Raw genomic sequence first — 25664 nt, 5'->3', positions numbered from 1 at the left:
CGTCTGCCGGCTGGCACCTGGCGTGCCAGATACCGACTCACTCCCACTCGATCGTCGCCGGCGGCTTGCCGCTGATGTCGTACACCACCCGGTTGATACCGCGCACTTCATTGATGATCCGGTTGCTCACCTTGCCCAGCAGGCTGTGGGGCAGCTCGGCCCAGTGGGCGGTCATGAAGTCCTGGGTCTGCACGGCGCGCAGGGCCACCACGTATTCGTAGGTGCGGCCGTCGCCCATCACGCCCACGCTCTTCACCGGCAGGAAGACGGCAAAGGCCTGGCTGGTCTTGTCGTACCAGTCGGCGGCGCGCAGCTCGTCGATGAAGATGGCGTCGGCGCGGCGCAGCAGGTCGGCGTAGTCCTTCTTCACCTCGCCGAGGATGCGCACACCCAGGCCGGGGCCCGGGAAGGGGTGGCGATAGACCATCTCATGAGGCAGGCCGAGAGCGACACCCAGTTCGCGGACTTCGTCCTTGAACAGCTCACGCAGGGGCTCGAGCAGCTTGAGGTTGAGGGTGTCCGGCAGGCCGCCCACGTTGTGGTGGCTCTTGATGGCGTGGGCCTTGCCGGTCTTGGCGCCGGCGGATTCGATCACGTCCGGATAGATGGTGCCCTGGGCCAGCCACTTGGCGTTGGGCAGCTTGGCGGCTTCGGCCTGGAAGACCTCGACGAACTCGCGGCCGATGATCTTGCGCTTGGCTTCCGGGTCGGACACGCCCTTCAGGTGGCCCATGAACTGCTCGGTGGCATCCACGTGGATGACCTTGACGCCCAGGTTGCGGGCGAACATCTGCATGACCATCTCGCCCTCGTTGAGGCGCAGCAGGCCGTTGTCCACGAACACGCAGGTCAGCTGGCTGCCGATGGCCTTGTGCAGCAGGGCCGCGACCACCGACGAATCGACACCGCCGGACAGGCCGAGGATCACCTCATCGCTGCCCACCTGGGCGCGGACCTTCTCGATGGCTTCGTTCACGTAGTCGGGCATGTTCCAGTCGTGCTGGCAGCCGCAGATCTCGTGCACGAAGCGGGCGATCATTTCCTTGCCCTTGATGGTGTGGGTCACCTCGGGGTGGAACTGCACCGCGTAGAACTTGCGCGCCTCGTCGGCCATGGCGGCCAGCGGCGTGGATTCGTTGGAGGCGATGACCTTGAAGCCCGGCGGCAGCTCGGTGACCTTGTCACCGTGGCTCATCCATACATCGAGCAGGCCGTGGCCTTCGTCGTTGGTCCGGTCCTGGATGCTGCGGAACAGCTCGGAGTGGCCGCGGGCGCGGATCTCGGCGTAGCCGAACTCCCGCTTGCCGGAGCTCTCCACCTTGCCGCCGAGCTGGGAGGCCATGGTCTGCATGCCATAGCAGATGCCGAAGACCGGCACGCCGATCTCGAACACTGCCATGGGCGCCTTGACCTCACCCGCCTCGTAAACCGAGTTGGGGCCGCCGGACAGGATGATCCCCTCGGGCGCAAAGTTGCGGATGAACTCATCCGACACGTCGTACGGGTGGATTTCGCAGTACACCTGCTGCTCACGCACACGGCGGGCGATGAGCTGGGTGACCTGGGAGCCGAAATCGAGGATCAGGATTTTCTTGTGCACGGCGGAGTCCGTAGGGTAAAAACGGGAAGGCCGGCATTATAGCGTCAGGGGAGCATCGGCGCCCTATCGGAACAATCCCGCCCCAATGAGGCGTTCCTCAATTGGGCCCATTCGGTAGAAGAGGACATCTTGCATTCAATGCGCATCACAGGGCTGACCGCCCTTTCAACAGCCGTCATTTCCCTTGGAACTGCCTTTGCACAACAGGCGCCAGACAATGCCATCAGGAATGCCGACGGGACCCGGACCATCCCGCAATCCCGGCAATTACCCGAAGCTAACGAGCGGCACTCCCGGTGGTGCAAGAACCACGGAGGTGTCGACATCACGAACGACGGCAATCTCACTCTCGAATCGAATACCATCGACGCAGTTGTTTGCATGCGCACAGATGGGTCACCAGGCGAAACCGGGGCCTTCATCCCGAAAGGGAATACGGAGGGAGTCATCGCACCTGACGCAAACCTGGAGAAGGCACCGGCCTTCACCTCCGATACGACCAAGCTCGGCCCTGGGAATTGAGGGCTGGTAAGATGCTGACCCGCCTGCCGCAGCTTTGCCTCGCCCGCGTCGGATGTCATGTCCGCACAAGTTTCCGGATGGCATGAATCAGGCGGGACTTTACACAGACCGAGCCGGTGTAGCTTTTTGCTCACCACCAGGAAAACCTATACCAGACCGGCAGGTTCAGGCCAGTGTCGCCTAGCTTTGACATCAACAACAGAAACAACGTGAATCAGCCGAATCCCAGCGCCAGCGCGCCATCCCGAGCAAGATCCTCCGGAAATACTGCGTTCTCGGAGGACGAGATCCTCCGCCACACCCCGATGATGCAGCAGTGCATGACTCAGTATTGACGCGGGTTTCAAGGCATCGATTTTAAAACCTACACCAAAAGCTACACCCCTCACGGAGTACGAGTCACTTCCTCGGACCGGGCATCTTAGATAGACTGTATTTTTTTACAGCACCTCTACCATGTTCGTCCGAGTCCGTCGCACCCGTGCCGCGGGACGCAAGATCCCTGATCATGAGGCCAGCCGGCCCGAGCATCAGTTCGTAGGCTACCTTTGCACCAACGGATCCGAGTTCCGGTTGTGGGCAAGCGGGAGCATGGTCTGGCCCCCGATCATGGTCCTGTACGATGGCCGCGTTCTCTCGATTCAGGCGTCTGACTTCTATGTGCGGGGCTACGAGGACCACAACGGCGCTGGGGTGCTTCAAGAGTGGGTCTGCCATGTGCTCACGCCCGAGGATTTTCAGCGGCTGTCAGGCCTGCCGATTTCGCACGGGATGTAGCATGATGGCGCATGTGCGCGAACTACCGACCTTCAAGCCGGGAAGCCCTTGCCGCATTCCCGCTGCCTCCTCCTGACTTCACCTATGGAGAGGCCTATCCTGGGTCGCTCGTCCCCATCGTCACAAACTTCGCCCCGCGCATCTGGGTGCCGGCCTGCTTCGGGCTGATTCCTGGCTGGGCCAAGGACACAAAGATCGCCCGCAGCACCTACAACGCCAGGTCGGAGACAGTCGCCGAGAAGCCGTCCTTTCGGCATGCCTGGCAACGGGGGCAGCTCTGCATCATCCCCGCCGACGCCATCTTCGAGCCCTGCTACGAAACCGGGAAGGCCGTGCGATGGCGGATTGAGCGGGAGGACGGCAAGCCAATGGGCCTGGCCGGCCTGTGGGAGCGCAAGCTGGCCGACGATGGCCCATCCTCCTGGTCCATGACTATGCTCACCATCAACGCCGACAACGATCCTGTGTTCCGACGCTTCCACAAGCCGGAGGATGAGAAGCGGTCGGTGGTGATACTGCCGGATGACGCTTGGGGTGACTGGCTGCGGTGCAAGTCAGATCGCGATGCGGCGGGGATTCTGGCGGAACGCGCCTCAGCTGAGCTCGTGACGCATGCCGACCCACGATAACGGTGCATGAGGCTGGAGGGCTGCACCCTTCGAGGCGTACTCCAACAGGCAGGCCTGCTCTATCCACAAAATCTGTGGGTAACTCCTTGAACAACGCGCTACAGGCCGTGTCCTGACCGGGATAGCGACGCCTGCCCAGAAAACAGGCGCCCTCCCCTCAGTTTCTCGATATGCCGCAAGGCCTTCGCCTCGGGCCAGAAGACTACGCGAAGGGCGACCACGGCCGAGGGCGGTACATCTCGCCCTTGCTCGTACCTGGCGCCGCCAGACTGCGACACCCCAATCGCCCCCCAGAAGACCGTCTGCGTCAGGCCCAGTGCAGTCCGCTGCGCCGCAAGATCACGCCCGGCACTCCACTTCTCGATTGAGAACGCCGCGACGGCCGATCGCTGCAGATCGTTGAACGGGTCCCGAAGCTCGCCGACCACGGCAAGCAGCTCAACCTCCGGCACGTAGGCAAGCCGCAGGAGAATCTGAACGGGGTTCGGGATCGAATGGCCGCTCTCGTAACGGCTCCCCGTACTCTGCAGGACGCCAACGCGGCCCCAAAATTCGCTTTGGGAAAGCCCGAGGTGGATTCGATGCGCCCAGATCGCTCGTCCTGAGTCTGCGCCGTCCCGCGGTACCAGGAAGGCAGCTGCATCGTCCTGGGCAAGCTCTTGCTCTTGCAGGTGAGGCTCTGCCTCAAGCAGCTCGGTGTCCTCGTGGGAGTACGCAGGGGAGCAGCAGCACAGGATCCTGAGCTGGCCAGCCTCGCTGGCTTCGATGCAGTGCGGGGTGCCCGGCAGGATCAGAACGGTGTCACCAACTTCAACCGGGAAGGTTCTTCCATCCAGGGTCATCATCCCTTCCCCCTCGGTCACGTGGTAGAGCTCCTCCGTGACATCGTGCCGGTGGAGCACCGTGCGAGTACCCGCCGGCACGATGGCCTCTGCGAGACTCTGAGCCTTGTTTCTGTGCGTTCCCGGGTGCATCAGCTCCCGGATGATGCTTTGATCCTTGGTGACATAGGGCTTCACCGCCGCATAGGACTGCACCAGGGAACTTGAAGATCGCCTCTTGCGAGAGATGGACATGGTTACCTCGATTGATCGTTCGGCAAACTATCTGCAGGCGCTCTTCAGGACCGCGGGGTCCGTCACGAACGGATTGCCCGTCCCCTGCCACCGGACAATGCGCTGATCCCGCGTGCGCTCCCAGTCGTCGACAGGGTAGGTTCTCGCCCAGGCGCACATCAGCTTCTTGTCTTTCGCGCTCAGGGCCAGCTTGTAGGTCTGGGACATGTAGAGGGTGATGCGCGCCAGGCGGCCCCGCACTTCCGGCCGGGGCTGAACGCTTTTCGCTTTGAAGTCCACCACCGTGGCGCAGGAACCATACATTGGCGACGGCTCGCGGGAGAGCGTGCCATAGGCGAAGTTGTTCCGGTCGCCGTTGATCTCCCCGATCGCCGGCACCAGGTTGTTCAGGTCTCCCTCGGCCAACTGGAACACGGGATCGTTCTCCGTGCAGTCCTTTCGGCCACCGGCCTGCCAGCACTGCCGCTGGTGGCCGATCACCCAGGCCGGCACGACATGCTCCCACTCGATGCGGCCCGCGCGGATCGCATTTTTCCGGGGTTTGGCATCACACGACGAAAGGTGCACCACGGTGCCGATGTACTTGCAGCCGCAGTAGATGTCCTCCTCCAGGCCGGCAAAGACGGCCGGCAGCACCTTCTTGGCGTTGGCGAAGTTGCGGGGGCCGACCTCATGCTTGCTGTTGACCTGGGCGGCCACCGACGCCGCAGGCTGGGCGACAGGCTGCTGGTGGGGAGCGGATCGCTCCGAAACGATAGCTGGGCTGGGGTGAAACGTGCTGCAGCCGGCAAGGGTGCCGGCAACGATCAGGATGACAAGGCGCATCGCCGATATTCTAACGGCGTACCCGCCCGTAGAATCATCGGAATTTGCAACGGATTCTTAGCGCCCCAGCAGCACCGCCCTGCACGATGAGTACGCCGCGCTCATCGTCTCAACCTCGGCGATCACTTCTCCAAGGCTTCGAGCAGTCGCCTCTGGAAGTACCCAGATGGCCGGCTCGGCGTCTCCAGCACCAGGCGCGGCGGTGCAGGCAGCGTCACCTGGGGCGGTTCCACCACCCGGCCCACCGGCGCGGGACTCGGCGACGACGCGCACCCGGATAGGCCGATTGCGCAGCTCGCCAGCCAGGCGGGCAATCTCGCTCGTTGCAGCTTCATCCTTCTTCTCCTGGTCGGCGGCCAGCCGGTCGAGGGCAGCCTGCTTCGCATCGCGCTCCGCGGTGCGCTGGGCCAGCAGGGCGCCGGCCTCTTCGTTCTGGATCTTGATGGCCGAGGACTGGGCCTCGAGGGTCTGCTCCGTGGCGATCAGCCGATCCCGGTACGAGCACGACGTGAATCCCAGGGCGATGCAGGCCAGGGCCAGCGCAAGGATCGCCTGGATCATGTCCTGGCCCACCGGAAGTGATTGCGGGCGTAGACCACCCAGAGGGCCACGTTCATGGGCAGCAGCCCCCAGGCACCGGCGGCCAGGATCCAGATCAGCCAAAGGGCCTGCCCTACGAGTCCGACCAACCAGGCGCGCGGATGCTTGTTCCCAGCGAGCAACGTCATCCAGATCGTGATGGCCGAGAGCAGAAACGGCAGATATCCGATGATGGCTTCCTTCATGCTGGCCCCCGATCAAGGCACAGCTCCCGCTCAGCCAGGCGCCGGTTGTGCAGGCCCTGCACATACACGCCCTGGGCGTAGCTCCAGTTCGGCGCCCCGTCCGGCTTGTAGGCCAGCAGGTTGCAGCCCTCCCCCACCCGGCCGGCGTTGATGTAGCGCACGGCCGAGGAACTGCAGGCACCATCCTTGCCCACATTGACCGCGAACATGGTCAGCCCGATCAGGCGGCCCGGAGTCAACTGGTTCCAGTCCGTGCAGCCCAGCACGGCATAGCCGTACTCCAGCAGGGTGGCCTTGTTCACCTCCCGGCATTCGTCGCTCGTCAGCCGGGTGCCGACCTTGGCCTGCCAGTCTGTGCGGCCCGCGCAGTAGGTGGGGATGCCGCCGGCCAGCTTGTCCGCGTACACCCGCAGGACGTTGCCCTCCAGGCGCTCCAGCGTCACGTAAGCCAGCGGGCTGGTCAGAGCTGCGACCAGCGCCGCAGGGATGACCTTCTTTCGCAGGCCGAAGCCCGAGGGGGCCGGCCCGGCTTCAGTCGCCGTCACCATGATCTCCCCCTCCCCTGCGATCGACGTCGACGCCCAGCGCAATGTGGCGCCTGTCCCACTCCGCCCGCTCAAGCTCGAGCTGGTAGTGCTTCGATTTCCAGTACCAGGAGATGGCCCAGTTGCCGAGCAGGCCGATGATGGACACGAAGACGCCGATGGCCATGGCCCATTCCTGGACGGTCAGGCCGCCGATGATGGTCACGGCGGCCCCGCCCTGGGTCATGAAGGTTGTCACCCGCTCGCCGGCTGCAAGCGTGCCGTCGGTGACCTGATGCGATGCGCTCATGTGCGCCCCCGAGAATGTCTGTGGGGCGAACTGTGCTGGACTGGCTTGAAACGAAGCCAACCCTAGGGATGTTCAGAGTGAGGGTGCCTGAGATCAACCACGTCGCAGCCCATACCCACGAACCACACTAGCAGCCACGAGTCAACCGGATCTTGACATTCACCGGGGATGGTGATATATTATTGATATCGGTCTGCACAAAAAACCAGTGCTGCCCGACAAATCTCAGTATCTGAGAGTAACTTTATTTAACTGTCAATTAAATCAATTATCTAATATATAAAAATAGCGAATATATCGACTTATCAAAATATTAAATTATCAAATAAATTATTAGGTGTACATATTATGCAAGTAACAGCCGCTAAATCAGCTGATGGGTTTCTCTTGCGTTTGCGCAAGCAAGACACTCCGACAGGAGTTAGCGCCTCAACTATTGAGGCACTGATCAATTTGACCGGCTTAAGCAAGACCGAAGTAGCCCACTTGGCTCTACGTCAGATGGCAGAGCGTTATCTGCCAAAGTACGAAAGAGACGAAGGGGCGTTAACAACAGATCACCTCCGTGCAATTCGTAGTCTCAGCTCAGCAACGAACGTTCCGGAGGAGGCATTCACAGAAAGGCTTTTTTAATGGTAGACAGCTCGTCCAATCAACAACAGGTTTCTCAAAACTTCAACCCTCTGCCTGCTCCGGGAGACATTCTCTGGTGCCGCTTTCCCGAGGCGGTCTCAACTCCCGGGCCCAAAAGCAGGCCCGCACTAGTAGTTGCAGTGGCACCTGAATACCACTCGGTAACAGTGGCGTACGGCACGTCTCAAAAAACAACCAAGATTTACCCCACCGAATTCCTCATGGATCCAAAGGACAAAGGATTTCCTGAAAGCGGGTTGTTTTTTAGAACAAAATTTGACATGAAGAACAGAGTGAAACTCCCCTTCAACGATGAATGGTTCGATGTGGCCCCAGGCGGCACTCCTACATCGCCACCGCCGAAGATGGGAGTAATGCACCCCAGCTACCATCGGGCAGCTAAAGCGGCCAATGACGCCTGCTAACTGACCTAGAAGGCCTGCAGACGGAAGGAGCGCGCCTTCCGTCTGCAACGCAAACCAAGAGGGCTTAATCAGCACTCATTCAAATTTCAACGCCCTCTTAAGGCTTGCTGCTCCCGTTGAAGCAAGTCGCAGAGTTCTCATAATAGTGCGAGGCGCCTGTAGGGAAAAAGCGGCTATCTGTCACTCGATCCAGTAGCCCATAACGCTCGATTAATGGTTTAAGGCGTTGTTGCCCAATGGGCGAAAGACCGTAGTAGAAGAGAACCACCCTCTCGTTCATCGACAGGGTCGCCCTCAGAATTTCGGAGTATCCACCCTTTTCATCATTGGGGATCTTGCTGTCGATGAATTTGGCGATTTGTTCCAATGTTAAAAGGTAGTGGCTTATATCATCGCCGAATTCAGATCTAAATTTATCGAATAGACTTGGGAACACCTCCGCCAAACAAGAGGCATCAACCTGATTCTGTTCGTTATGAAGCCGAGAGGCATACGTGCGAAAACAAGCGCGGCCCGTTGCCAGTGGGGCAACATGACTACCCGAAAAGACCTGCAGTGCATCGACATGAGATCCCAGTAGTCTTAATAAGCTAAAGAACGTCCCCTCGAGCTCCTGCCTTCGCATCGTTTCATTCTGAATCTCCATCTGCTCGCGCTGCTCCGCTAACTCCTGCCTCGTCTCCCTAAGCTCCTTACGCTGCAGAAATACGGTGTAGAACAGAGTAGCCAGCGCGAGCCCAGAGAACAAAGCGTTCACGGCGCCGAACATATCGCCGAAGGTTCCGCGATCATCCTTTTGGTCGCCGGCTCCGACGTTTATCCAGAAGGCCGAGACCGCCCATAGAACAATGACAACAACGATGCTAGCCCCCCAAATCCACAGGCTCACGCCATCATTGTCTGAACGGTTTTCCTGGTCATCATTTTTCATGCCGCAATTATGCCTGATGGCTCATCGACGGGTAGATCATGCGGCCGCCACCTGCAACAGGAGGCCCAGCTCCACCAGGTGCGCCTCCAAGGCTTCGTCCCGAGTTGTAACCACGATCCGCGCCGCCGCGCAGAACATCTCCACGTCGGCCAGGCTGGGCGGCTCTATTTCCTCCCAGCGCTGCGCGTAGTCCTGGGCCACGACAGTGTGCAGCGCTTGCGGGTTGGCGATCAGGTACGGCGCCTGGCCCGCGAAGGCTTCAGTGCAGAGGGCCGAGGTGAGCGCGTACTCGGCGCTTGCCGAGTCGGTGGCGCGGAGGATGTCGAAGGACGAGTCGCCGCCAACATCCGGATCCAGGGCCCGCCAGATCGCGTTTGTCGTAGAAACTAGGGCGACAGGTACGGCGCAGGTGCCACGGTGGGTGTAATCAGACATGAGGTTCCCCCACGAGAAACGCCGCAAATCGTTCGATCGCGCGACGGTCGGCGTCGGGCATCACATTCGCAGACCAGCACAACAGGGCGATGGTGGCCTTCGCGAACCCTGAAACAGCGGTTCGCTGCGCGGCCCCAACAGTGATCTTGTTGCTGGTGAGAGTGCCAGGCCGCGCGAAAGTGACATCGACAGCGACAGTGCCGTGATCCCGGCCGACCAGTCGCGCGCCGTGGTCCACTGCGCTGACCACCCCGGATCCAGAATAGGCACCCGCTGCGTATGTCCGAAAGTTCAGGACGGCAGAGCCGGAATCATCGCGCATGAAATAAGACGCGTTGACGCTGGTCGTTGGAATGCCAAACGGGGCGTAAAGGGGGGTGACACTCGCCGTGCTGGACTGTACCAGGCCGAAGGACGAGTTGCCCGTTACAGGCCCCCACCATGAGCCGATGAACGTCGATGCACCGGCGGCGTAGTAATCCCGGAATGTCACGTCGAGGAAGTCATCGGTTCCATCGAACTGAACGCCGTTCGACCATTCCGCGACCTCGCGAAGAGACACGTCATCCACTGTCACCGAAGTGCTTGCGTTCGGCGCGATGAACTTGAGAGGCAGCGTCTCATTGACGCATTGGAGGAGGATCGTATTCCTGCCAACCACAGTTGGAATGACCGTTGTGGCTCCAGTGAATCCAGTGCTCGAAAGCGCAAGAGGGGCTGTGCCAGAAGCCGCAGTCACCGTGTACGCCAGCTCGTAGTAGGCCCCGTTCCGGACGCTGACACTTTGCCAGGCGTTTCCGAATTGAGCCGCAATCGTCATCCCCCCTCCAGCGAAAGAGGCGTTCGCCGAGGTCCAAGATGCCGCGGAGTCGAAGACTCCATTGACAACTAGGTCGGGACCCTTGCGACGGGGGACTTTCACGAGCACCGGCTTGTTGGCCGCCGTTGGCTGCGTGCAGTGGTAGCCGGGGATCTCTTTGCATGAGATCGAACCCACGGTGAAGTCGCTTGCTGCTCCGCCTGTCGAGCGCTTCAGCCCGATCGATCCACCGACAGCGGTGAAAATACCGCGATACCAGCCAGGCGAACTGAACGAAATGGGTGACGCGGATGCGTTTGAGACCGACCCCGATCCGGTGCAAGCAGTCACCTGTACGATCACTTCGTAGGCTTTGCCGTTGATCAGGCCTGCGTTTTGGGCGATCTCGTTAAAGACGCCTGTTGTCGATACAAGCCGCGCGCCCGGGGATGCCTGCGTGACGTACTCGCTCGCGGTCTCGGTGAAAGACAAAGTCCATCCGGCGGGGTTGTCGCCGGACCAGGAAGTGAAATCCCCGTTGGTGACAAGCTCAGGGCCGCGCGATCCTGGCGCGTCGATTGTTTGTCGCAGGGAGACGTTGTCCCACTCGGAGTAGTCGGCAGTTGTGGCGGACGCCCCGCCGTCGGCGCGCAGGACGACATAGGTCACTGTCGCCGACGCGACAAAGATGAGGGTGAGATCCGTCATGGACTGGGCGCCAAACACGCCGAAGGTCGTGCTGGCGTAAGCCCCGGCGCCACTCGCGTTGTTGGTCGCCTGCAGCTGAAAAACCCCCACCTGCGCAGTCTTGGTCGCTGAAGTTGCGAAGAGCTGGTAAGTCTGGCCTGGGATCGTAGCCACAGCGGCCATGGCAAGCATGGGTTGGCTCGGGCCCGTGGTGGTCCCCATTCGCAGCTTTCCGCCGACCGAAGCGAGGGTGGTGTTCGCATACGGGGTCCAGCCGGTGGCGTCCGTATTGAAGCTGGGGTTGGCCAGCAATTCCGGGCCAAGTCGAGGCGGGCCGTACTGCATGTCGAGCAAGCGCCCGATCGGCGTGTTCGGCGTTGCCGGGGTGTAGCCCGTGACGGAAGTCTGCAGCGCAGCACCAGGCGCATCCGGCACATACAAGAGCATGGCGTTGTTGCGGCGTGCAGCGGCAATGGCATCTCGCTCGAGCCGGCCATACGTCCGATCAAAAGCGCGTCCGACCGCCCGCTGCATCACATTCGAGCGCAGCACGATCAGGACTCCCAGCGGGCGGCAACGGTGACCTGGGTGGTGGACGTGTCCACACGGCGAACGCTCAGCTGATTGGCGTTCGTGATGCCGAAGAACGTGTAATAGGTGCCGGCCAGGACGGGCACTTCGACGCCAGCGCCGCCCACGGTGACACCGATATCCACCCCTGTACCGTTGAGGATCGTGAGTTGCTTGCAGGCCTGGCTCGCGAACGCCGTGTAAGTCGTGCCGCTGACTGCAGTCTGGGCAGCGATGTGGCCGCCGCTGGAGAGCTGCGGGGCCACGCCGACGGCTGCCTGGTCGGACGCGATGACGACGGGGAAGCTGTTTGCCGCCGTCTTGGCGCCGAGCGCGGTGGGCAAACGGCCGAGCAGCGTGGTCCACCGAGCCAGCCCGCGCTTGATCAGCGCGATGATGCCCACCGCCGAGTCATCGGCCGCCGCCGCTCCGTCCGCCGGGGCGCCAATCGCTGCGATCTGGGTGTCCTGCCTATCAGCCGTCGCCACGCCCGCGACCGCCACCGGCACAGCCCCGCCCGAGAGAGCCGGGGTCTTCGTGTTGATGGCCTCGACCGCGGCCTTTACCGCCAGCTGCGTGGCCTCCGTCGTGTTCGACGTGCCACCACCTGGCCCACCGGTGCTTCCGGATACGACCTCGACCTTCTGGACCCACTCCCCATCACTACCCATCGGCGGCATGACCAACTCCTCGAAGAAATTCGCTCATGCCATCCTGTGACGTGTCGAGGTGCCCCGGAAAACCCTAGACCCCCCCTTCCAGCCCGGCCACCCGCTCGTTGAATTGCTTCATCAGCGCGGTGATCCGTGCATCGATCATCTTCACCCGGGCGGCCTGCCCCTTCTCCAGCGCATCACGCTTGGATTCACGCAGCTTCCGCACCTCGCCCTCCACCTTCAGAGGGCCGGCCATGCCGAGCCGGGCCGCCGGGTTTTCCTCGAGGTAGCCCGCCACGTCGCCTCCGTCCTTTCGCCTGCCTTCGATTTCGGCACGGTGCAGATGGATCTCCTTCAGGTTCGCGTAGTACCGGGCGCCCTCGCTGGATTGGCCGCGGGTGTCGCCGTAGAAGCGACCCAGCAGCGGGATCTTGTGGGTAGGCAGTTCCTCTCCGGAGAAGAGGCTCGACACCGTCTGCTCGCCCTTCAGGTACTCGCGCCCTACCCCGCCGGTGATCTGGCCAATCAGGTAGTCGAGTTGGTCCGGCGTGGGCGAGATCAGCCCGGGCTTGTAGTTCGTGCCACCGCTAGCCAGGTTGGCCCAGTACGCGATCGCCTTGCTGAGCCCGCTGGCGGTGTCCTTCGCCCGGGTGTGCCCCGGGGTCGGGTTCAAGCCGTTGAAGTCCTGCTGTGCGATGGGCTTGCCGGTGTAGTCCCGGTTTTCGGCCAGGGCCACCAGCGGGTCTACGGCCGTGGGGGCAATGGTCTGGACCGAGATGCCGGCATTACCGATCGGGTTGAAGGTGTCAGCTAGCAGCCCCAGGATGTCGCCGAAGCGCTTCGCCGTGTCCTTGAACCCACCCAGGGCCCATTCCGTCGTGATCCGGCTGAAGCTCGGGATCACGTGGTAGCCGAGGGGCATCGGGATGGACGCATACTTGCCATCCGCCAGCGGAATGACGATGGAGCGCTCCCGCACGAACTCGGGCGGGTCATCGTCGCCGAAGCCCGCGGCAGCCAGAATCAAGGCCTGCAGCACGCCCAGCACCAGCCCGCCGCCGATGATCTTCCGTCCCAGCGGGCCATTCAGCGTTTGCCACAGCCGGGCGGTGCCCTGCATGGAGGCATTGAAGAAGGCGTACAGCGCGCCGGCCTGGCTCGCCACCTGGCCCTTGCGGTTGAAGTTCACCGTCAGGTTCTTGGCGATGCTCGCCGCCTGCTGCTTCGACATGCCCCGATCCAGGGCTGCCTTGTAGGCCGACAGGCGGAAGCCGTTCTCCATCATGTCGTTGTAGTCGGACAGCCAGCCGAAGAGCCCGGCCGCCCGCTGCTGCGCGACGCCCAGCGGGACACGCAGGGCGCCATCCGCCTTGAAGATCTTCGCAAGCGGCCCATCTGCCCAAGCCGTGGGATCAAGCTCCCGGCGCAGCGCGTCCGCCCGGTCCTGGCTGTTCGCGAACTGGTCGCGGAACCCCGTCTGGCCCCCGTTCTCCTGGAAGTCCTCCCACAGCTTCGACCACTCACCGCCGGGGGCCACCTCGCCGGCACGCTCCCGGCGCAGCCCCGCATAGATGCCCTTCATCGCCGGTACCGCGCCGGCCAGCACCTTCGCTTCATCGCCCCGGATCGACGTCGTCGAGAGCTGCAGCAAGGCCGATTGCCCGTCCCGCAGCGCATTGACAATGCCAAAGATGGGGTTGTACTGGGTGTTCACCGCAGCAAACCAGCGCGTGACCTTCGCCGACACCTGGAGCATGCGGCCCAGCTGGTCGGCGTCCAGATTCTTGAGGGCCCCGGCCATGCGCTGCGCGCGCTCATCCCGCTGGTTGAAGAACACGAAGCGGTCCTTGCCATCGACCCGAACGGCCAGCACGTTGTCCCGATTGCGCAGCGTTGGGTTGATCCGCTCCGCCACCAGGCCGGTGGCCGGATTCACGTAGCGCTCCACCGGTTCCTTCACGAAATTCTGGGCGTCAGCGGGATCCAGCCCCAGCGCGATCAGCTCGCTGGCGATCTTCTGCCGCTCTGCCGGCTTCATGGCCTTGGCTTCGTCCGGGTTGATCGGCATCCAGAAGTCGGGGTTGGGGGCCTTGAGCGACAAGGCATAGAGCGCCTGGGCCACCCGGTTCTTCTCAGCCCGCACGATGGTCCGCTCGCGTTGCATGGCGATGTTGGCCAGGATATCCACCACCGCCCGGGTGCTGCCCGTGCGCCGCTTTGCCGCCGACCCACGCACGGAGAAGCCCTGCCCGATGCCGAGGCCGCCACTCTCCGCATCTTCGCGCTGCAGCGGCACATAGTGCTTGTAGGCCGCCTCCCACGCCTTCACCGTCTCAGCCGTCTCCAGCCCCGACTCCACCAGGAGCTTGCGGGTGTTCGCGTTGATCGTATCGACCTGGGCGGCCAGCGTATCCATCACCTGCCGGCGCTCCGGCGACAGGGCGGCGATGATGTCCCGGGCCTCCCCGTTTGTCATGCCCGAACCGCCGTCCTGTAGGTCGGGATTGTCCGGGTTGATCTTGGCGATGTGGTCGTTCGCCTCCTTGGCGTGCCGGGCGTGGAGGAAACGCTCGAACTCCTCCATCCCCACACCGCTCTCGCGCATGCGCTTCAGGAGAGGGCGCATTTCCTTCGTGAGGAAGTCCTTCACCCCCTTGGCGCTTCGGCCGTGGAAGAGCTCTTCCTGAAGATACGGATTCCAGGCGTCGGCGATCTGACCGATCTTCGCGGTGATGGCGTCCACCACCCGCTTCATGTCGATCTGCTTGTTCTGCAGGGTGTAGATCAGGGAGTCTTTGTCGATCCGGCCGCTGAAGAGCTTGGACGGCTCGGGGGCCTCCCAGGCTGCGGTGATCGATGCGGCAGGTCGGGCCTGACGGACCGGGCCGCGAGGCGTGCCGCGCCCCAGCTGGGGCGCAGTCAGGCCTTCGGTGTCGCCTCGACGGCTGAATCGCGGGCCAGCTGCTCCATCGCCCAGTCCTGGATCTCCTGCTTCCACTGCCGCAAGGATTCGAGCTCGGACGGCGTCAGCCGGTTTGAAGTTGGCGAGGTAGCGCGCTTCGCTGGCGGTGAGTCCGTCGAAGCCGTAGCCAGTTGCTCGCTCGAAAGAGGATTCGACGTCGCCATGGGTATTTCGAAGCTGCTGAATGAGGGATGAGTCAGGCTTGAGTCTGCTGCTGTACTGCTTGCCTGTCAAGGCAACGACGGCCGCCACGCGCCCGCCATTTTGCTCGATGTGCGATGCCAGCGCAGCGAAAGTGCCGCCTTGGGTCAAGGTATCATCCACGAGCACGTAGCTCTTCCCCGGCTCGATCGGGCCATCGAACTCGGCCTGGCCAAAGACACGATCCAGGCCATCCATGGTAGTGCGCCTTGGCCGGTTTGCTTGCAGGATGGCAGGATCAAGATCCAGACCGAGCCGCTGCGCGATCAAGGTGGCGGCCGTTTCCGGAAGCGCATTCCTGCCTGTGGTTTCGATGGACGCCACGCCGACCACCACCGCATCCTTCGGGGCCACTTTCCGGACGTGCTCCAAGACCTCCGGCGTCACCAGCTTCCGCGCGAGCCGCAGCGCGGCCTCCCGGTCGCCGGCCTTCGCGGCGTCGTGATCAGGGCCGGCCGCGGCCCCCAGGGGGTTGGCCACGAAGGCATCCGGCAGATTCTCCGGGGACACGCGCTGGCGCTGGCTCAGGCTGGTCCCCCCCTCGTTCGTCACCACCCTGCCCCGTGCCGCCTTTCCAATGCCCGCCTTCGCGTACGCCACCAGGTCATCGACCGTGATCGCCTTGAGCTCCACGCCATGCGCCAGCGCCCATGCCCGGACCGTGGCCACGAAGTCCCGCACCATGTCCGCGACCTTCCTGCCGATGTTGTGCTCGATCCAGGCCAGGATGGGCCCGTCCGCCCGGGAGAAGCCGCTCTGCTGCCCTTCCTGTGCGGCCATCTCCACGATGTAGGAAGTGGCCTCAAACGGATTGCCGGCTTCGCCGACGGCCTCCATCCGCTCAGCCACCCTATCCAGGAAGGCGCGCAGGGCCGGGGCCTCCTTCGTCCGGCCTTCGATCAGCGCCAGGGCTTTCTGATCCAGCTCCTGGCGCTGCTGGCCGTGGACCATCTCGTGCAGCACCACCGCAGGCAGAGATTCTGCGGACAGGTTCGGCCCCACCATGAAGGTCAGGCCCGATTCCGGGTCGTAGAAGGCGTTGATGTCCTCGCCCGCGCCGGCAAACAACTGCACCGTATCGTCGAAGCTCCGGCCCGTCCGGTCGGCGAACTCCCGTGCGATCTGAGCTTCGTCGTTGCTCTCGAGCACCACCAACCCGCCCTTTTGGCCGAGTGCGCCCCGGTCCAGCATGGTCTTGATGGCGCCGGCCAGCTTCGGGAAGCGCTCGGCGAAGATGGTGGGCAGGGATTCGGCGGTGACGGCGTTGGGCGCCGCGCCGCGTTGTTCAGTTCGAGACATGAACACGCCCCGACGGCTCCCGGAGATATCACCCGACTCCGCAAGGCTGAACATCCGCTCACCCTCATCCAGGAAGGCGTCGAGGATGCGAATATCACCCGCTCCGCTGAGCGCGTCATGAAGGTTCTGCGAAGCTGCTTCCAGCTCCGCTCTGGAATGCTGGGCGCCCAGGTGAATCATGGCTGCACTGGCGTTCGACTTGGCCGCCGCGCCGAACAGCGCGCGCGCCGACTTCCCATCGCGCAGCCGAACCATGGTTGCCTGGCTCATGGGCAAGAATGCCACGGGCGCATTCTGGGCATTCAGAAACACGACGCCCGACTCCTTGCCGCTCAGCACCCGAACAGTCACCCGTGCTGCGGCCGGGCTGGTGATCGAGTCACCGAAGGTGTCCAGACGCAGAATATCCCGCCGCATGACCGGTATCGTGTGCCGGCGTGGCATGGCCGGGATCGCAAATCCCTGTTCTTCGATGGCGCCGTCTCTTGAGATCAGGCTCGCCTTGCCACCAGCGATGACGACGTGCCCTGCCATCTCGATGCCCGTGCCTTGGCCGTAGGCCTTGCTGAGCACCTTCGTGATCTGGATATCAGCGTTGCTGGGGGTCGGGCTTCCCGACGGGTGGTTGTGCGAGACCCAGAAGCTGGAGGCTCCTGGCGTTCCGTAGACAAACTTTGCCACCGCATCGGGGTAGACCGAGGTCGCGGACGTGCCGCCCGAGAACATCTCCGAATAGGCAATCGGCTCGCCCTTGGTGTTGAGCACCAACACGGCGAAGTGCTCTGTGGTTCGCTTCCGCAGTCCAGCGAAGGTATGCGCCGCCTTGCTCGCCGTATCGACTACCGGGAAGGCAGTCTTCAGTTCTCCGGTTTGTCTTGCGCCGGTGACGGTGGCAAAGACTGCGCCGGGTACCGAGGCGGCGGCGAGAAGGTTCCGGTTTTCGGCGGATGCTGATTGCTGCCCAACTCCAGCCCCTCCTGGGGTGTCGGGTACGGCATTTCCGAACAGGTCTTGGGTGTAGTCGTCACGGCGTGCTCGCCTTTTTTCCTCTGCGGTGTAGCCAGCCCCTGGCTCCTGGGCCTGATCGAACAGTCCGGTCTGCCCACGGGCAGCAAGCTTATCGGCTGGCCGATCGCTCCCCGTCAGCGTGAAGGTGGCGCGCTCCGAGTCTGCCTGAGCCTTCTGGTCGGCCTCACGTTGAGCGGTAGCCTCAGCCTCGGCTCGAGTCTTCTGCTCGGCCTCCAGCCGAGCGATGTCCTCGTTGGTGTAGCTGGTCAGCCCTTCGGGCTCTCGGCCTTCTCGGTTCGAACCCGCTTGCGCTGGGACAGAACCTTCAACGACTGCACCAGCTTCTTGCGCTCGTCGGGTGACAGCCTGGCCAGCGCTGCTTTCCCCTCTTCCACCTGCTTCTTGTCCAGTTGCATCCTGAATTTCCTCTTCAGTGAAGCCCAGGGCCCGCATTGCGGCGGCCTCGTCCTGTGGCGCGACCTCGGCAAAAATATCGCCCAAGGTGAGCGCGTCCGGCCCGGCAAATTCATCAAGGCCTGCAGCCTCGAAATCATACGCCGATGCGTCTTCATCCAGCATGAATACACCACGCTGAGTGTCCAGCCAGTCCAGCATCCCCTCAATGGTCCGTCGACTCTTCGCTGGCACCTTGGCGCCGGCAGCGAAGCGCTCAATATCTCGAGCCAGCTTGTTCGGATCGGCCTCCATCCCCGCGCGAAACCACTCCGCCCGGGGGAGCCACTTCGTGCGGGAAGCCACGCCCGATTGATCTCGGATCAAGCGCCCACCGATTTCGGCCCAGCCGGCATCCTGGGCCATGGCCGCCAGGTCATCGACCGATGCGGCCGCGCGGGCTACTGCATCCCGCCCTCCTCCTGCCACTCCAGCAGGTTCAGCCGGCGCCCCGCCTCGCGCAGCGCGGGCGGCAGCGGCACCCTCTCCAGTTCCGGCGGTGCCATCAGGTCGTTGAACCAGATCGCCTGCGCCTCGGCCCACGTCAGCACTCCCTTGCGCACGGCTTTGCGAAGCCATCCCGGCATCGGCTTGCTGTTCAGGGCTTTGGCCATCCTGTCCTCCTTCTGCTGTCGCCGCGCCGCCGGCGGTCGTGGAACTGGGGAAATCGTGCGCCAACCCGACCAGATCCCTGATCGGTGCATCGAGGCGGATCACCTTCACGTCCTCGCCCTTGTCCCGGGCGGCCATCCACTGGTGGTGCCCATCGAGCACATGGTTGTCCGCCGACACCAGGATGGAGCGGCTTCCGCCGTCGAAGGCCTTGGCCCGCGCCACCTTCTCGCGGGAAAACTCCGCCTGGGTGGGCTTCAGGCTGGCGGCCGGTACCGTCTCCTCCTGGTGCTGCACGCCCCGGGCGTTCATGAAATTCACCATCGCCCCGCGGTGCTCGGCTTTGATCTGGGGCATCTCCGCCCGCGGTACGCCGACGGTACCGGACTCGGGCCGGAAGGCGGCCCAGCCATCGCCCAGGTCGGCGCCCTCAATCGGGGCCGCTGCCCGGGGCGCCATCGCCTCCGCCAGCTTGCCCTGCAACGCCGGGTTGATCTTCGCCCAGTCCGCCCGATGGACGTTCTTGCTGACGATCGGCGGCACGCCCTGCAGGCGCCCGGCCAGTGCCGCCCGCTGTCCGGCATCCATGTGGGCCCAGGCTTCGCCCGGGTTCAAGCTAGGTGCGGCGGCAGGCGGTGCCACCTGGGCCGCCGGTGCTGCTGCGGCAGCCCGCGCCGCCCGCGCTCGCTCGAGGCCCTCCCGCAAGTTCTTCGGCGGGGCCACCGGCGCCTTCTCGGCAGGCGCCCGGCGCTCCCGAATCCCCATCGCCGCCGGATCCAGCTCGTTCGGTGCCGAGGGCTCAACCTCCAGGGGCGCCGGCTGGGCCGCGCGCACGTCCTCGAAGCGCTGGATGGTCTGCAGCTCGTCGGCGGTCGGGGTGCTGTCGCGGTAGCCTTCCCGGCGCAGCGTCGCCGCGAAGCGCCCGGCCGGGTTCGTCGTCTCCGGGTCGGCCAGCACCGCATCGAGCACCGCCCGCCGCCGGGCCTGCGCCTCACGCTGCATGGATTCAGCCGTGCGCCGGTCCGCCTCGGCCAAGTCGAACTCCCGGCGCTGCCCCTGCCGCTCGGCGATGCCGGCTCGGCGCTGGGCGACGTCCTGGCGCTCCTGGCCGAGCAGGTCGGCGAAGTCATTCATCGCGCCGAAGGAGCCGGTGGGTTCCTTCCTGGCCGCGGGGGCCGGCCTGCTCTCCTGGCTCGCCGGCTGCACGGGCTCATACGGAATGCCGGGATTGGCCGCTTCCCACGCGGCGCGCTCCGCCTGCGCTTGCCGTGCGCGCTCGGCGCCGTCGGCCATCACGCTGGCTGTGCCAAGCCGCATTTCCTCGGCCACCAGGCTCTCCACCGCAATGGCGGCGCCAGCCGAGAGCGGCCCGGCGGTCGGGTCGATGCCCATGGCCGCCTTCCGCTGGGCGGCCAGCTCTTCCGCGGGCTGCGTGGTGAAAGGAAGCGGCGCGGCGGCCCGATTGGCTTGGCGAGCGGCATCGAACGCATCGCGCTGCCGGTAGATCTCCGCCGCATTGGCTTCAGCCCGGGCGACCTGGTCGGCCTGTTCGGCTTCCGCTTGCGATACCTGGGCGCCGGGGGTTCCAGTGCTGAGTGGCGGCGCCGGCAGGGCCAGCGTGGGCGCCTCTTGGGCAGCAGCAGGATCAGCCGGCGGCGTACCCTTCGCCGTTGCAGGCGCGGCCGCCAGCGGGCCGCCCATGGCTGCGCCCGTCAGCATGCCGGCAGCCATCGCCTCGGGCACGCCTTCGCCGATCGGCTTGTCCAGGGCCACGTTCTGCAGGCCCTGCTCAAGGCCGGACTGCGGCATCTCCTCCAGCACCCCTTCCGTGATCGCGCCCTCGGCGAGGCGCCGGCCCCTGCCCTTGGCCGAGGTGTTCGCCAGCCCTTCGGCCACGCCGCCACGCGTCGCCAGCTGGGTGTCCAGGTCGGAGATGCCGAGCTTTCGCGCAGCCCCGCCGCTCAGGGCGGTGATCGCCGCAGTGCCGACGCCGGTGCCGATGGCCGCCGCCGTCTGCTTGGCGTCCAGGGTGCCGTCGGGCGTCTCCTGGCGGATGCCCTCCGCCGCGCTGCCGGCGCCGATAACGCCTTCCCCAATGGCTGAACGGGCGACGGCGCCCAGCTTGGTGGCCTTACCCAGCCCTTGAGCGACCGCGCCCCCGCCCAGCATCAGCGGCGCGGACTCCACCACTGCCTCGCCAATGGTGCTGGGGTTCTCGAGCATGGCCTTGGCCTTGCCCATGAAACCGGTGGCTTGGTCGACCTCAGCCTTGGCCGCCTTCTGCTGGGGCGAGTACTGCTCGTCCAGGAAGGCCTTGGTGGCCCCCGGGTCGAAGCCGGTGGTTTCGTTGAGGAGCTTGCCGGCCCGGCCGCCGGTGGCGAGGTCGGCGAGGCCTACGGCGGCTTCACCGGCGCCGACCACGCCCTTGGCGAGGGCGACGGGGACGTCGGCCAGGCGGCGGAGGGGGCTGGGCTTCGCCTTGTCCTGGCCGATAGGAACCATTTCCCCGTCGTACGGCTTCAGTTCCGGGGAAGAACTTTGAACCGGCACGATCTCGCCGGTGTACTCCTTAAGCGCCATGCCACCCTCCAAGAAGAAAACCGCCCGAAGGCGGTAGGGATTCTTGGTAGGGGGGCAGGCGGCGGCAAACCCCAGAGGGAGGATCACATAACGGATGTTCGTACGATCAGTAAAGTGACCTCATTCACTGCGCAGCGTACACAAAGAGAGGACTATTCAAATTCGGCCAATACGAGGAACGCCGATTCCTTCAGGCGAACTTCCCGATGCCTGAAGCCTGCCATTTCAACCCTTGAAAGGTATAGTCTAATGTCATCTATTATTGTTAAATGCAATTCGTGCGGAACGCTACATAAATTTGGTGCGTCGGATTTTCCATTTGACCAAGTTGATTCGAATGTTCGACAGATGGGAAATGAAATAATGTATCAAGGACAGCTCGAGTTTGAGTGCAGCTGCGGCAACTCGATTTCAATTACGCATGAATTCTGGGAATACCCAGTGGGCGTTGAAAATGATAAACAGACGAACGTCACCGGGGGAGAAATCGATCAGAACAGCCTATGAGATTGTTGGGGGCTGTCTTCAGGCTGTCTTTTATGCCTAGGTAGTTTATCGCTCGAGGGGAGCGGCCTACTCCCCTTGTCCAGCCCGAGGCATGCGGTACGATCATTATTTTTTAGCAAGCCGCCTCCGGGCGGTTTTTCTCAGGGCTAAAGCCCTACGACGGCCCGGTCATTTCTCTGGAGCCTACCCAGAGGTGAATCGCTTGCCGCTCGAGTCCTCGAACACGTCCTGCCCGTTCGGAGTCTTCCCTACCAGCTTCATCCCTGCAGGAACGGCCGCAGCAGTCTTCGGCTGATCCACAAACGCCCCCGTCTGGTTGTTGATCACCCGGGCCGGCCGAGTCACCAGCTGATTCGTGGTCGGATCAATCTCCTGCCCGCCTGGCACCACCGTGAAGCGGTTCGGGAACTCCTTCCCGCCCAGGTCCCGGATCTGCTGCGCGATCGCGCTGCGCTCCTCCGGCGTCTTCGCCGCTTCGTAGCGGGCCTGGAGCGCCTCCTGTCGTGCCTGGGCGCGGGTCTGGAAGCCCTGAGCCTCCTTCCGCAGCCCCAGGTCGGCGTTCGCCAGATCCTGGCGCCCCTGCATCTCCTGCTGCCGCAGGGCCAGCTCCTGAGCGCTCTGGGTGCCGCGCTGCGCGGCATCCCGGCCGCCGGCCATGAAGCCGAGCGCGGTTGAACGGTCGCGAGAATTCCCATTGACGAGCATGTCCCGGACGAGCTCGTCGTTCGTGGTCTTCCGGAATCCGATGCCGTTGCCGCCGTTGAAGTTGATCTGGTCCTGCAGTTCGCCCATGCCGGCGCGGATCTGATTCTCCCGCTGCAGGATGCCCATCACGTCATTGCCGCCCGGACGGAAACCCAGGCCCGGGGCCGCCGGAGCCGCCGGCGAGGAGGCATCGTTCCGCAGGGAGGCAGGCTGGAAGCCGAGACCAGGCGCAGCGTCCGCCATGGCACCACCGCCCGGCGGCTTGCCATTGATGGTGAAGCCCAGGCCGACGTTCTGGCCGGAGTAGCTGTTGCCCTCGCGCGTGATGTTGTTCGCCGGCGGCACGGTCTCGGCCGGGCTCGAGGCTGGGCCGGGCGACGTAGTAGCGGCCGGAGTGGCCGGCTGTGCGGCGGGCGGCTTTCCGGCCAGGGTCGCCTGAGTCTGCACCGCAGGTGCAGCAGGCGCTGGCGCCGCGGGTGAGGCTGGCGCGGCAGCGGGCGACGGCTTGGCGGGCTGGGCCACGGGAGTCTCCGGGAACTGCGGCCGCGTGCCCGAATCGTCCCAGGTGTTCGGCTGCCGCGCCTGCTCGGCGGATCGAGAGAAGAAGCCGCCGACGGCGCCCACTGCGTCCTTCACCGGGTCGCCGCGGTTCAGGTAGCTGGTGGCAGAGGGGCGCTTGTTCGGATCTTCCACCAGGCCGCCATTGGCAAAGTACATCTCGTCGGTGGCGGCCCCGCCTCCCTCCTCGCCCTCCCCTTCTTCGGCCTCGCCACCTTCGTGGGTTGCCTTCCTGAGCCCTTCGAGCACCTGCACGCCGATGGCGTGCACCTGCTCGGGGGAGAGGCGGAACTCGCCATTGCTCAGGTTGACGGGCACCTGGGACGTGGGGCCGAAGCCCAGGCCAGGGCCGGGCGTCTTCGGCTGCGCCGCCGGGTTCATGCCGGGCCGGAACCCCATCGCCGCCAGGTTCTGCTTACCGATCTCCTCGGTGCTGTCCGCCGGCATGATGTAGGTGCCATCCGGAACGGACGTCTTCACCGAGTCGGATGTGCCGGTACCGGGGCCCCGGACAGGGCCGGACTTCTGCCGCTCGTGCTCAGGAATGAAGCCCAGAGCCTCGCCACCGTTGGCGAGCTTCTGGGGTTGGGGCCGGCTGGAACGCTTCTGGAATCCGTACATGGGGTGTCTCCGTTCAATAGCGCGTCGATTCTTCGCGCCGGGCGCCGGGGCAACAAACCCCAGGGGTGGCCGACATCACAGCGACCGGGTCTCAATGGCCCCAGCCAGCGCGTTCATCCCGCTGAGGGCGCTGCTGGTCATCTGCCCGAACACCCTGGCGCCAGCGGTGGCCACATTGGAAAGCTCCGCCATTCTCTTGGTGTTCATCTCCGCGTTCGCGATGACCACATGGGCCTGCTGCTGGTAGGCCGAGATCGCGGTCTGCGCCGTTGCCGAGTTGTTTGCCACCCGGACGCGGGCCTGCGCCTCGAGCGCCTGAATGCCGGCCGTCCAGCCTTTGATCGTGCTCTCGTAGCTCTGGATCTCGGCCTGCACGGCTGCGCTGCGCCCGCGCACCAGAGCCTCATAGGCGGAGACGGAGGCCTGAAACGTTCGGGCGGCACTCTCGTTGGCGGTGCTGGCGGCCTGGATCTCCGTGCTCTTGGCGCGGATCTTCGCCTCGTAGGCCTGCACTTCCTGGCCATACGCCTGAATCTCAGTCCGGTAGGCCTCCAGCTTCATGGTCTCGCCCTCGATCTGGGCCCGGTAGCCCTGCCACTCCGCCGTCTTGGCCTGGACGCGGGCCTGGTAGGCATTCACCTCGGCGCCAAAGGCCTCAACCTTCAGTTTCTCGACCTGTGCCCGAGTGGCGACGCCATCGATCACCGCCTTGTAGGCGTTGGCCAAGGCGCCGTAGGCATTCACCTGGGAGGTGAAGGCTTGGACCCGGGCCGCATCCACGCTCACCTGGGCCTTCAGCCCTTCGATGTGCGCCTGGTAGGCGTCGTACACGGCCAGCACGGCCTTCAGCCGGTGCTGATACACCTCGGCCTCGGCCTGGTAGATCTGGACCCGGGCCTGCACGATCTGGATGCGGAGCTGATGGAGCTGAACCGCCGCCTGCAGCACGCCCTGGGCGAACTGCAGGGCCTGGCCGTTGATCTGCAGCAGGTTGCCGGCCCATGCCTGGGTGGCCTGCAGCGCCACCTGGCGCAGGCTCATGGACTGGGTGACAGCGAACTGGAGGTTCTGCTGCTCCAGCTCGGCCTGCTTGACCGCAATGTCCATCGCGGCCCGAGCGTTGGCATCCGCAGCAGCCTGGCGGGCCTGCACCAAGGTCGATTGCAGCGCACCGGTGGGGAGCGTGAAGCCGCGCCGGGCCGCATCCTCGTAGGCCGTATCCCGCAGCCGCATGAACTCCGCGTTCGTCTTGTCGGCCGCCCGGGCCCAGATCGCGTCCTCCACCTCCGGCCGGAAGCCGGTACCGCCGGCCAGGTACCTGGATAGCCGGTCCTCGATGGCCGCCATCTGGGTGTGGAACTGCGGGTTGATCTTGGCAAGGTAGGCGTCCACCTCCCCTTCCACGACCCGCATCATCCGATTGCCCTGGTCCGCGAAGTCCGCCCGGTACTGGGCCGAGAGGTCGCCGGGCTCAGGCAGGCCGGTATCCGGCCGGATCGCATCGAACTCGGGTAGCTGCACCACCGGTGCGCCAGGCACCGTGATGTCGGTGAGTACCGGCGGAGTGATGTCGAGATTCGAGAGCGCCGCCGGCGCACTGGGCACCGAGATCCCGCCAAGGCTCGGGGCCTGGCCGGAGAACTGCGCAAGCTGCGCCGGTACCTGCGGGGCGTTGAGCCGCGGCTTCTCCGCCGAGTTGATCGGCGCATCCCCTGTTTCCATGGCGGGAATGGGCAGCATGGCCGGCGCCTCGCCGGGCTCCGGCGGTGCTTCGAAGTGCACGCCCTCATATCGGGGAACCGCACCCACTTCGAAATCCGCATCCTGGAGGGTGAGCTGCAGATCCCCCGGGAAGATCTCGTAGCGGGTGTCGAACGCGTACTGCGCCCGGAGGGTCAGGTCGGCCGCCTGGGCGGCCAGATCCTTGGCGGTTTCCTGCGCGCTGCTGATGATTCCTTGAACGTCGGTTGCCAT

At 64.3% G+C, this 25664-nt stretch carries 17 protein-coding genes; 3 read left to right on the top strand and 14 right to left on the bottom strand.

The features are described 5' to 3' along the window. Positions 1 to 37 precede the first annotated feature (37 nt). Positions 38 to 1600, bottom strand: a complete 1563-nt coding sequence (guaA, locus tag HHL15_RS01215; RefSeq protein WP_169143987.1) for a glutamine-hydrolyzing GMP synthase — start codon at positions 1598 to 1600, stop codon at positions 38 to 40. 138 nt (positions 1601 to 1738) lie between these two features. Between guaA and HHL15_RS01210 the strand changes: the two genes are divergently transcribed. Both HHL15_RS01210 and HHL15_RS01205 read left to right on the top strand, forming a co-directional pair. Next, positions 1739 to 2122 carry a hypothetical protein gene (locus tag HHL15_RS01210; protein WP_169143986.1) on the top strand — a complete coding sequence of 128 codons (384 nt, stop codon included), beginning with the start codon at positions 1739 to 1741 and terminating at the stop codon, positions 2120 to 2122. A 788-nt stretch (positions 2123 to 2910) separates the two neighbouring features. Continuing rightward, the gene (locus HHL15_RS01205) at positions 2911 to 3528 is read left to right on the top strand and encodes an SOS response-associated peptidase (protein ID WP_169143985.1); all 618 of its coding nucleotides are present in this window, start codon (positions 2911 to 2913) and stop codon (positions 3526 to 3528) included. Positions 3529 to 3626: 98 nt separating this feature from the next. Here the strand turns inward: HHL15_RS01205 and HHL15_RS26315 are convergent, their stop codons facing one another. Genes HHL15_RS26315 through HHL15_RS01165 form a run of 6 tightly spaced genes read right to left on the bottom strand, consistent with a single transcriptional unit; the run spans position 3627 to position 7048 of the window. Beyond that, the gene (locus HHL15_RS26315) at positions 3627 to 4604 is read right to left on the bottom strand and encodes a cupin domain-containing protein (protein ID WP_235943162.1); all 978 of its coding nucleotides are present in this window, start codon (positions 4602 to 4604) and stop codon (positions 3627 to 3629) included. Positions 4605 to 4631: 27 nt separating this feature from the next. Beyond that, positions 4632 to 5429, bottom strand: coding sequence for an endonuclease (locus HHL15_RS01185; RefSeq protein WP_169143984.1), 798 nt, complete (start codon positions 5427 to 5429; stop codon positions 4632 to 4634). Positions 5430 to 5486: 57 nt separating this feature from the next. Further along, positions 5487 to 5990: a hypothetical protein gene (locus HHL15_RS01180; protein ID WP_169143983.1), complete on the bottom strand. Its 504-nt coding sequence runs from the start codon at positions 5988 to 5990 to the stop codon at positions 5487 to 5489. After that, positions 5987 to 6214 (bottom strand): hypothetical protein, encoded by a 228-nt coding sequence (locus HHL15_RS01175; RefSeq protein ID WP_169143982.1) that lies wholly within the window; start codon positions 6212 to 6214, stop codon positions 5987 to 5989. The genes HHL15_RS01180 and HHL15_RS01175 overlap by 4 nt, the downstream gene beginning before the upstream one ends. Then, the gene (locus tag HHL15_RS01170) at positions 6211 to 6762 is read right to left on the bottom strand and encodes a glycoside hydrolase family protein (RefSeq protein WP_169143981.1); all 552 of its coding nucleotides are present in this window, start codon (positions 6760 to 6762) and stop codon (positions 6211 to 6213) included. Before HHL15_RS01170 ends, HHL15_RS01175 begins: the two co-directional genes overlap by 4 nt. Then, on the bottom strand, positions 6746 to 7048 hold the full coding sequence (locus HHL15_RS01165; protein WP_169143980.1) for a phage holin family protein: 303 nt from the start codon (positions 7046 to 7048) through the stop codon (positions 6746 to 6748). Before HHL15_RS01165 ends, HHL15_RS01170 begins: the two co-directional genes overlap by 17 nt. Before the next feature lie 632 nt (positions 7049 to 7680). On the opposite strand from HHL15_RS01165, the gene HHL15_RS26845 reads away from it, so the two are divergent. Further along, positions 7681 to 8106, top strand: a complete 426-nt coding sequence (locus tag HHL15_RS26845) for a type II toxin-antitoxin system PemK/MazF family toxin (protein ID WP_169143979.1) — start codon at positions 7681 to 7683, stop codon at positions 8104 to 8106. A gap of 97 nt (positions 8107 to 8203) precedes the next feature. On the opposite strand, the gene HHL15_RS01155 is transcribed toward HHL15_RS26845, so the two are convergent. From HHL15_RS01155 to HHL15_RS01125, 7 genes are all read right to left on the bottom strand, one after another. Continuing rightward, a complete protein-coding gene (locus HHL15_RS01155; protein WP_169143978.1) occupies positions 8204 to 9037 on the bottom strand; it encodes a putative phage abortive infection protein in 834 nt (277 codons plus the stop codon). Between the two features lie 36 nt (positions 9038 to 9073). Next, the gene (locus HHL15_RS01150) at positions 9074 to 9472 is read right to left on the bottom strand and encodes a hypothetical protein (protein WP_169143977.1); all 399 of its coding nucleotides are present in this window, start codon (positions 9470 to 9472) and stop codon (positions 9074 to 9076) included. Continuing rightward, entirely contained in the window at positions 9465 to 11510 is a 2046-nt protein-coding gene (locus HHL15_RS01145) for a hypothetical protein (protein WP_169143976.1), read from the bottom strand. The genes HHL15_RS01150 and HHL15_RS01145 overlap by 8 nt, the downstream gene beginning before the upstream one ends. Before the next feature lie 2 nt (positions 11511 to 11512). After that, positions 11513 to 12208, bottom strand: a complete 696-nt coding sequence (locus HHL15_RS01140; protein WP_169143975.1) for a hypothetical protein — start codon at positions 12206 to 12208, stop codon at positions 11513 to 11515. 64 nt (positions 12209 to 12272) lie between these two features. After that, positions 12273 to 21299, bottom strand: a complete 9027-nt coding sequence (locus HHL15_RS01135; protein WP_169143974.1) for an LPD38 domain-containing protein — start codon at positions 21297 to 21299, stop codon at positions 12273 to 12275. A gap of 690 nt (positions 21300 to 21989) precedes the next feature. Further along, positions 21990 to 23690, bottom strand: a complete 1701-nt coding sequence (locus HHL15_RS01130; RefSeq protein ID WP_169143973.1) for a Nif11-like leader peptide family natural product precursor — start codon at positions 23688 to 23690, stop codon at positions 21990 to 21992. Positions 23691 to 23765: 75 nt separating this feature from the next. Then, positions 23766 to 25664, bottom strand: coding sequence for a coiled-coil domain-containing protein (locus tag HHL15_RS01125; RefSeq protein ID WP_169143972.1), 1899 nt, complete (start codon positions 25662 to 25664; stop codon positions 23766 to 23768).

This window comes from Zoogloea dura, assembly GCF_012927165.1.
In the GTDB taxonomy this organism is placed as follows: domain Bacteria; phylum Pseudomonadota; class Gammaproteobacteria; order Burkholderiales; family Rhodocyclaceae; genus Zoogloea; species Zoogloea dura.
The sequence above is the reverse complement of the archived record's forward strand: the minus strand, read 5'-3'. Positions and strand labels throughout refer to the sequence as shown.

Coding starts and splice junctions, on each gene's coding strand:
- HHL15_RS01210 (WP_169143986.1), top strand. CDS start 1,739: ATGCGCATCACAGGGCTGACCGCCCTTTCAACAGCCGTCATTTCCCTT.
- HHL15_RS01205 (WP_169143985.1), top strand. CDS start 2,911: ATGTGCGCGAACTACCGACCTTCAAGCCGGGAAGCCCTTGCCGCATTC.
- HHL15_RS26315 (WP_235943162.1), bottom strand. CDS start 4,604: ATGTCCATCTCTCGCAAGAGGCGATCTTCAAGTTCCCTGGTGCAGTCC.
- HHL15_RS01185 (WP_169143984.1), bottom strand. CDS start 5,429: ATGCGCCTTGTCATCCTGATCGTTGCCGGCACCCTTGCCGGCTGCAGC.
- HHL15_RS01180 (WP_169143983.1), bottom strand. CDS start 5,990: ATGATCCAGGCGATCCTTGCGCTGGCCCTGGCCTGCATCGCCCTGGGA.
- HHL15_RS01175 (WP_169143982.1), bottom strand. CDS start 6,214: ATGAAGGAAGCCATCATCGGATATCTGCCGTTTCTGCTCTCGGCCATC.
- HHL15_RS01170 (WP_169143981.1), bottom strand. CDS start 6,762: ATGGTGACGGCGACTGAAGCCGGGCCGGCCCCCTCGGGCTTCGGCCTG.
- HHL15_RS01165 (WP_169143980.1), bottom strand. CDS start 7,048: ATGAGCGCATCGCATCAGGTCACCGACGGCACGCTTGCAGCCGGCGAG.
- HHL15_RS26845 (WP_169143979.1), top strand. CDS start 7,681: ATGGTAGACAGCTCGTCCAATCAACAACAGGTTTCTCAAAACTTCAAC.
- HHL15_RS01155 (WP_169143978.1), bottom strand. CDS start 9,037: ATGAAAAATGATGACCAGGAAAACCGTTCAGACAATGATGGCGTGAGC.
- HHL15_RS01150 (WP_169143977.1), bottom strand. CDS start 9,472: ATGTCTGATTACACCCACCGTGGCACCTGCGCCGTACCTGTCGCCCTA.
- HHL15_RS01140 (WP_169143975.1), bottom strand. CDS start 12,208: ATGCCGCCGATGGGTAGTGATGGGGAGTGGGTCCAGAAGGTCGAGGTC.
- HHL15_RS01135 (WP_169143974.1), bottom strand. CDS start 21,299: ATGGCGCTTAAGGAGTACACCGGCGAGATCGTGCCGGTTCAAAGTTCT.
- HHL15_RS01130 (WP_169143973.1), bottom strand. CDS start 23,690: ATGTACGGATTCCAGAAGCGTTCCAGCCGGCCCCAACCCCAGAAGCTC.
- HHL15_RS01125 (WP_169143972.1), bottom strand. CDS start 25,664: ATGGCAACCGACGTTCAAGGAATCATCAGCAGCGCGCAGGAAACCGCC.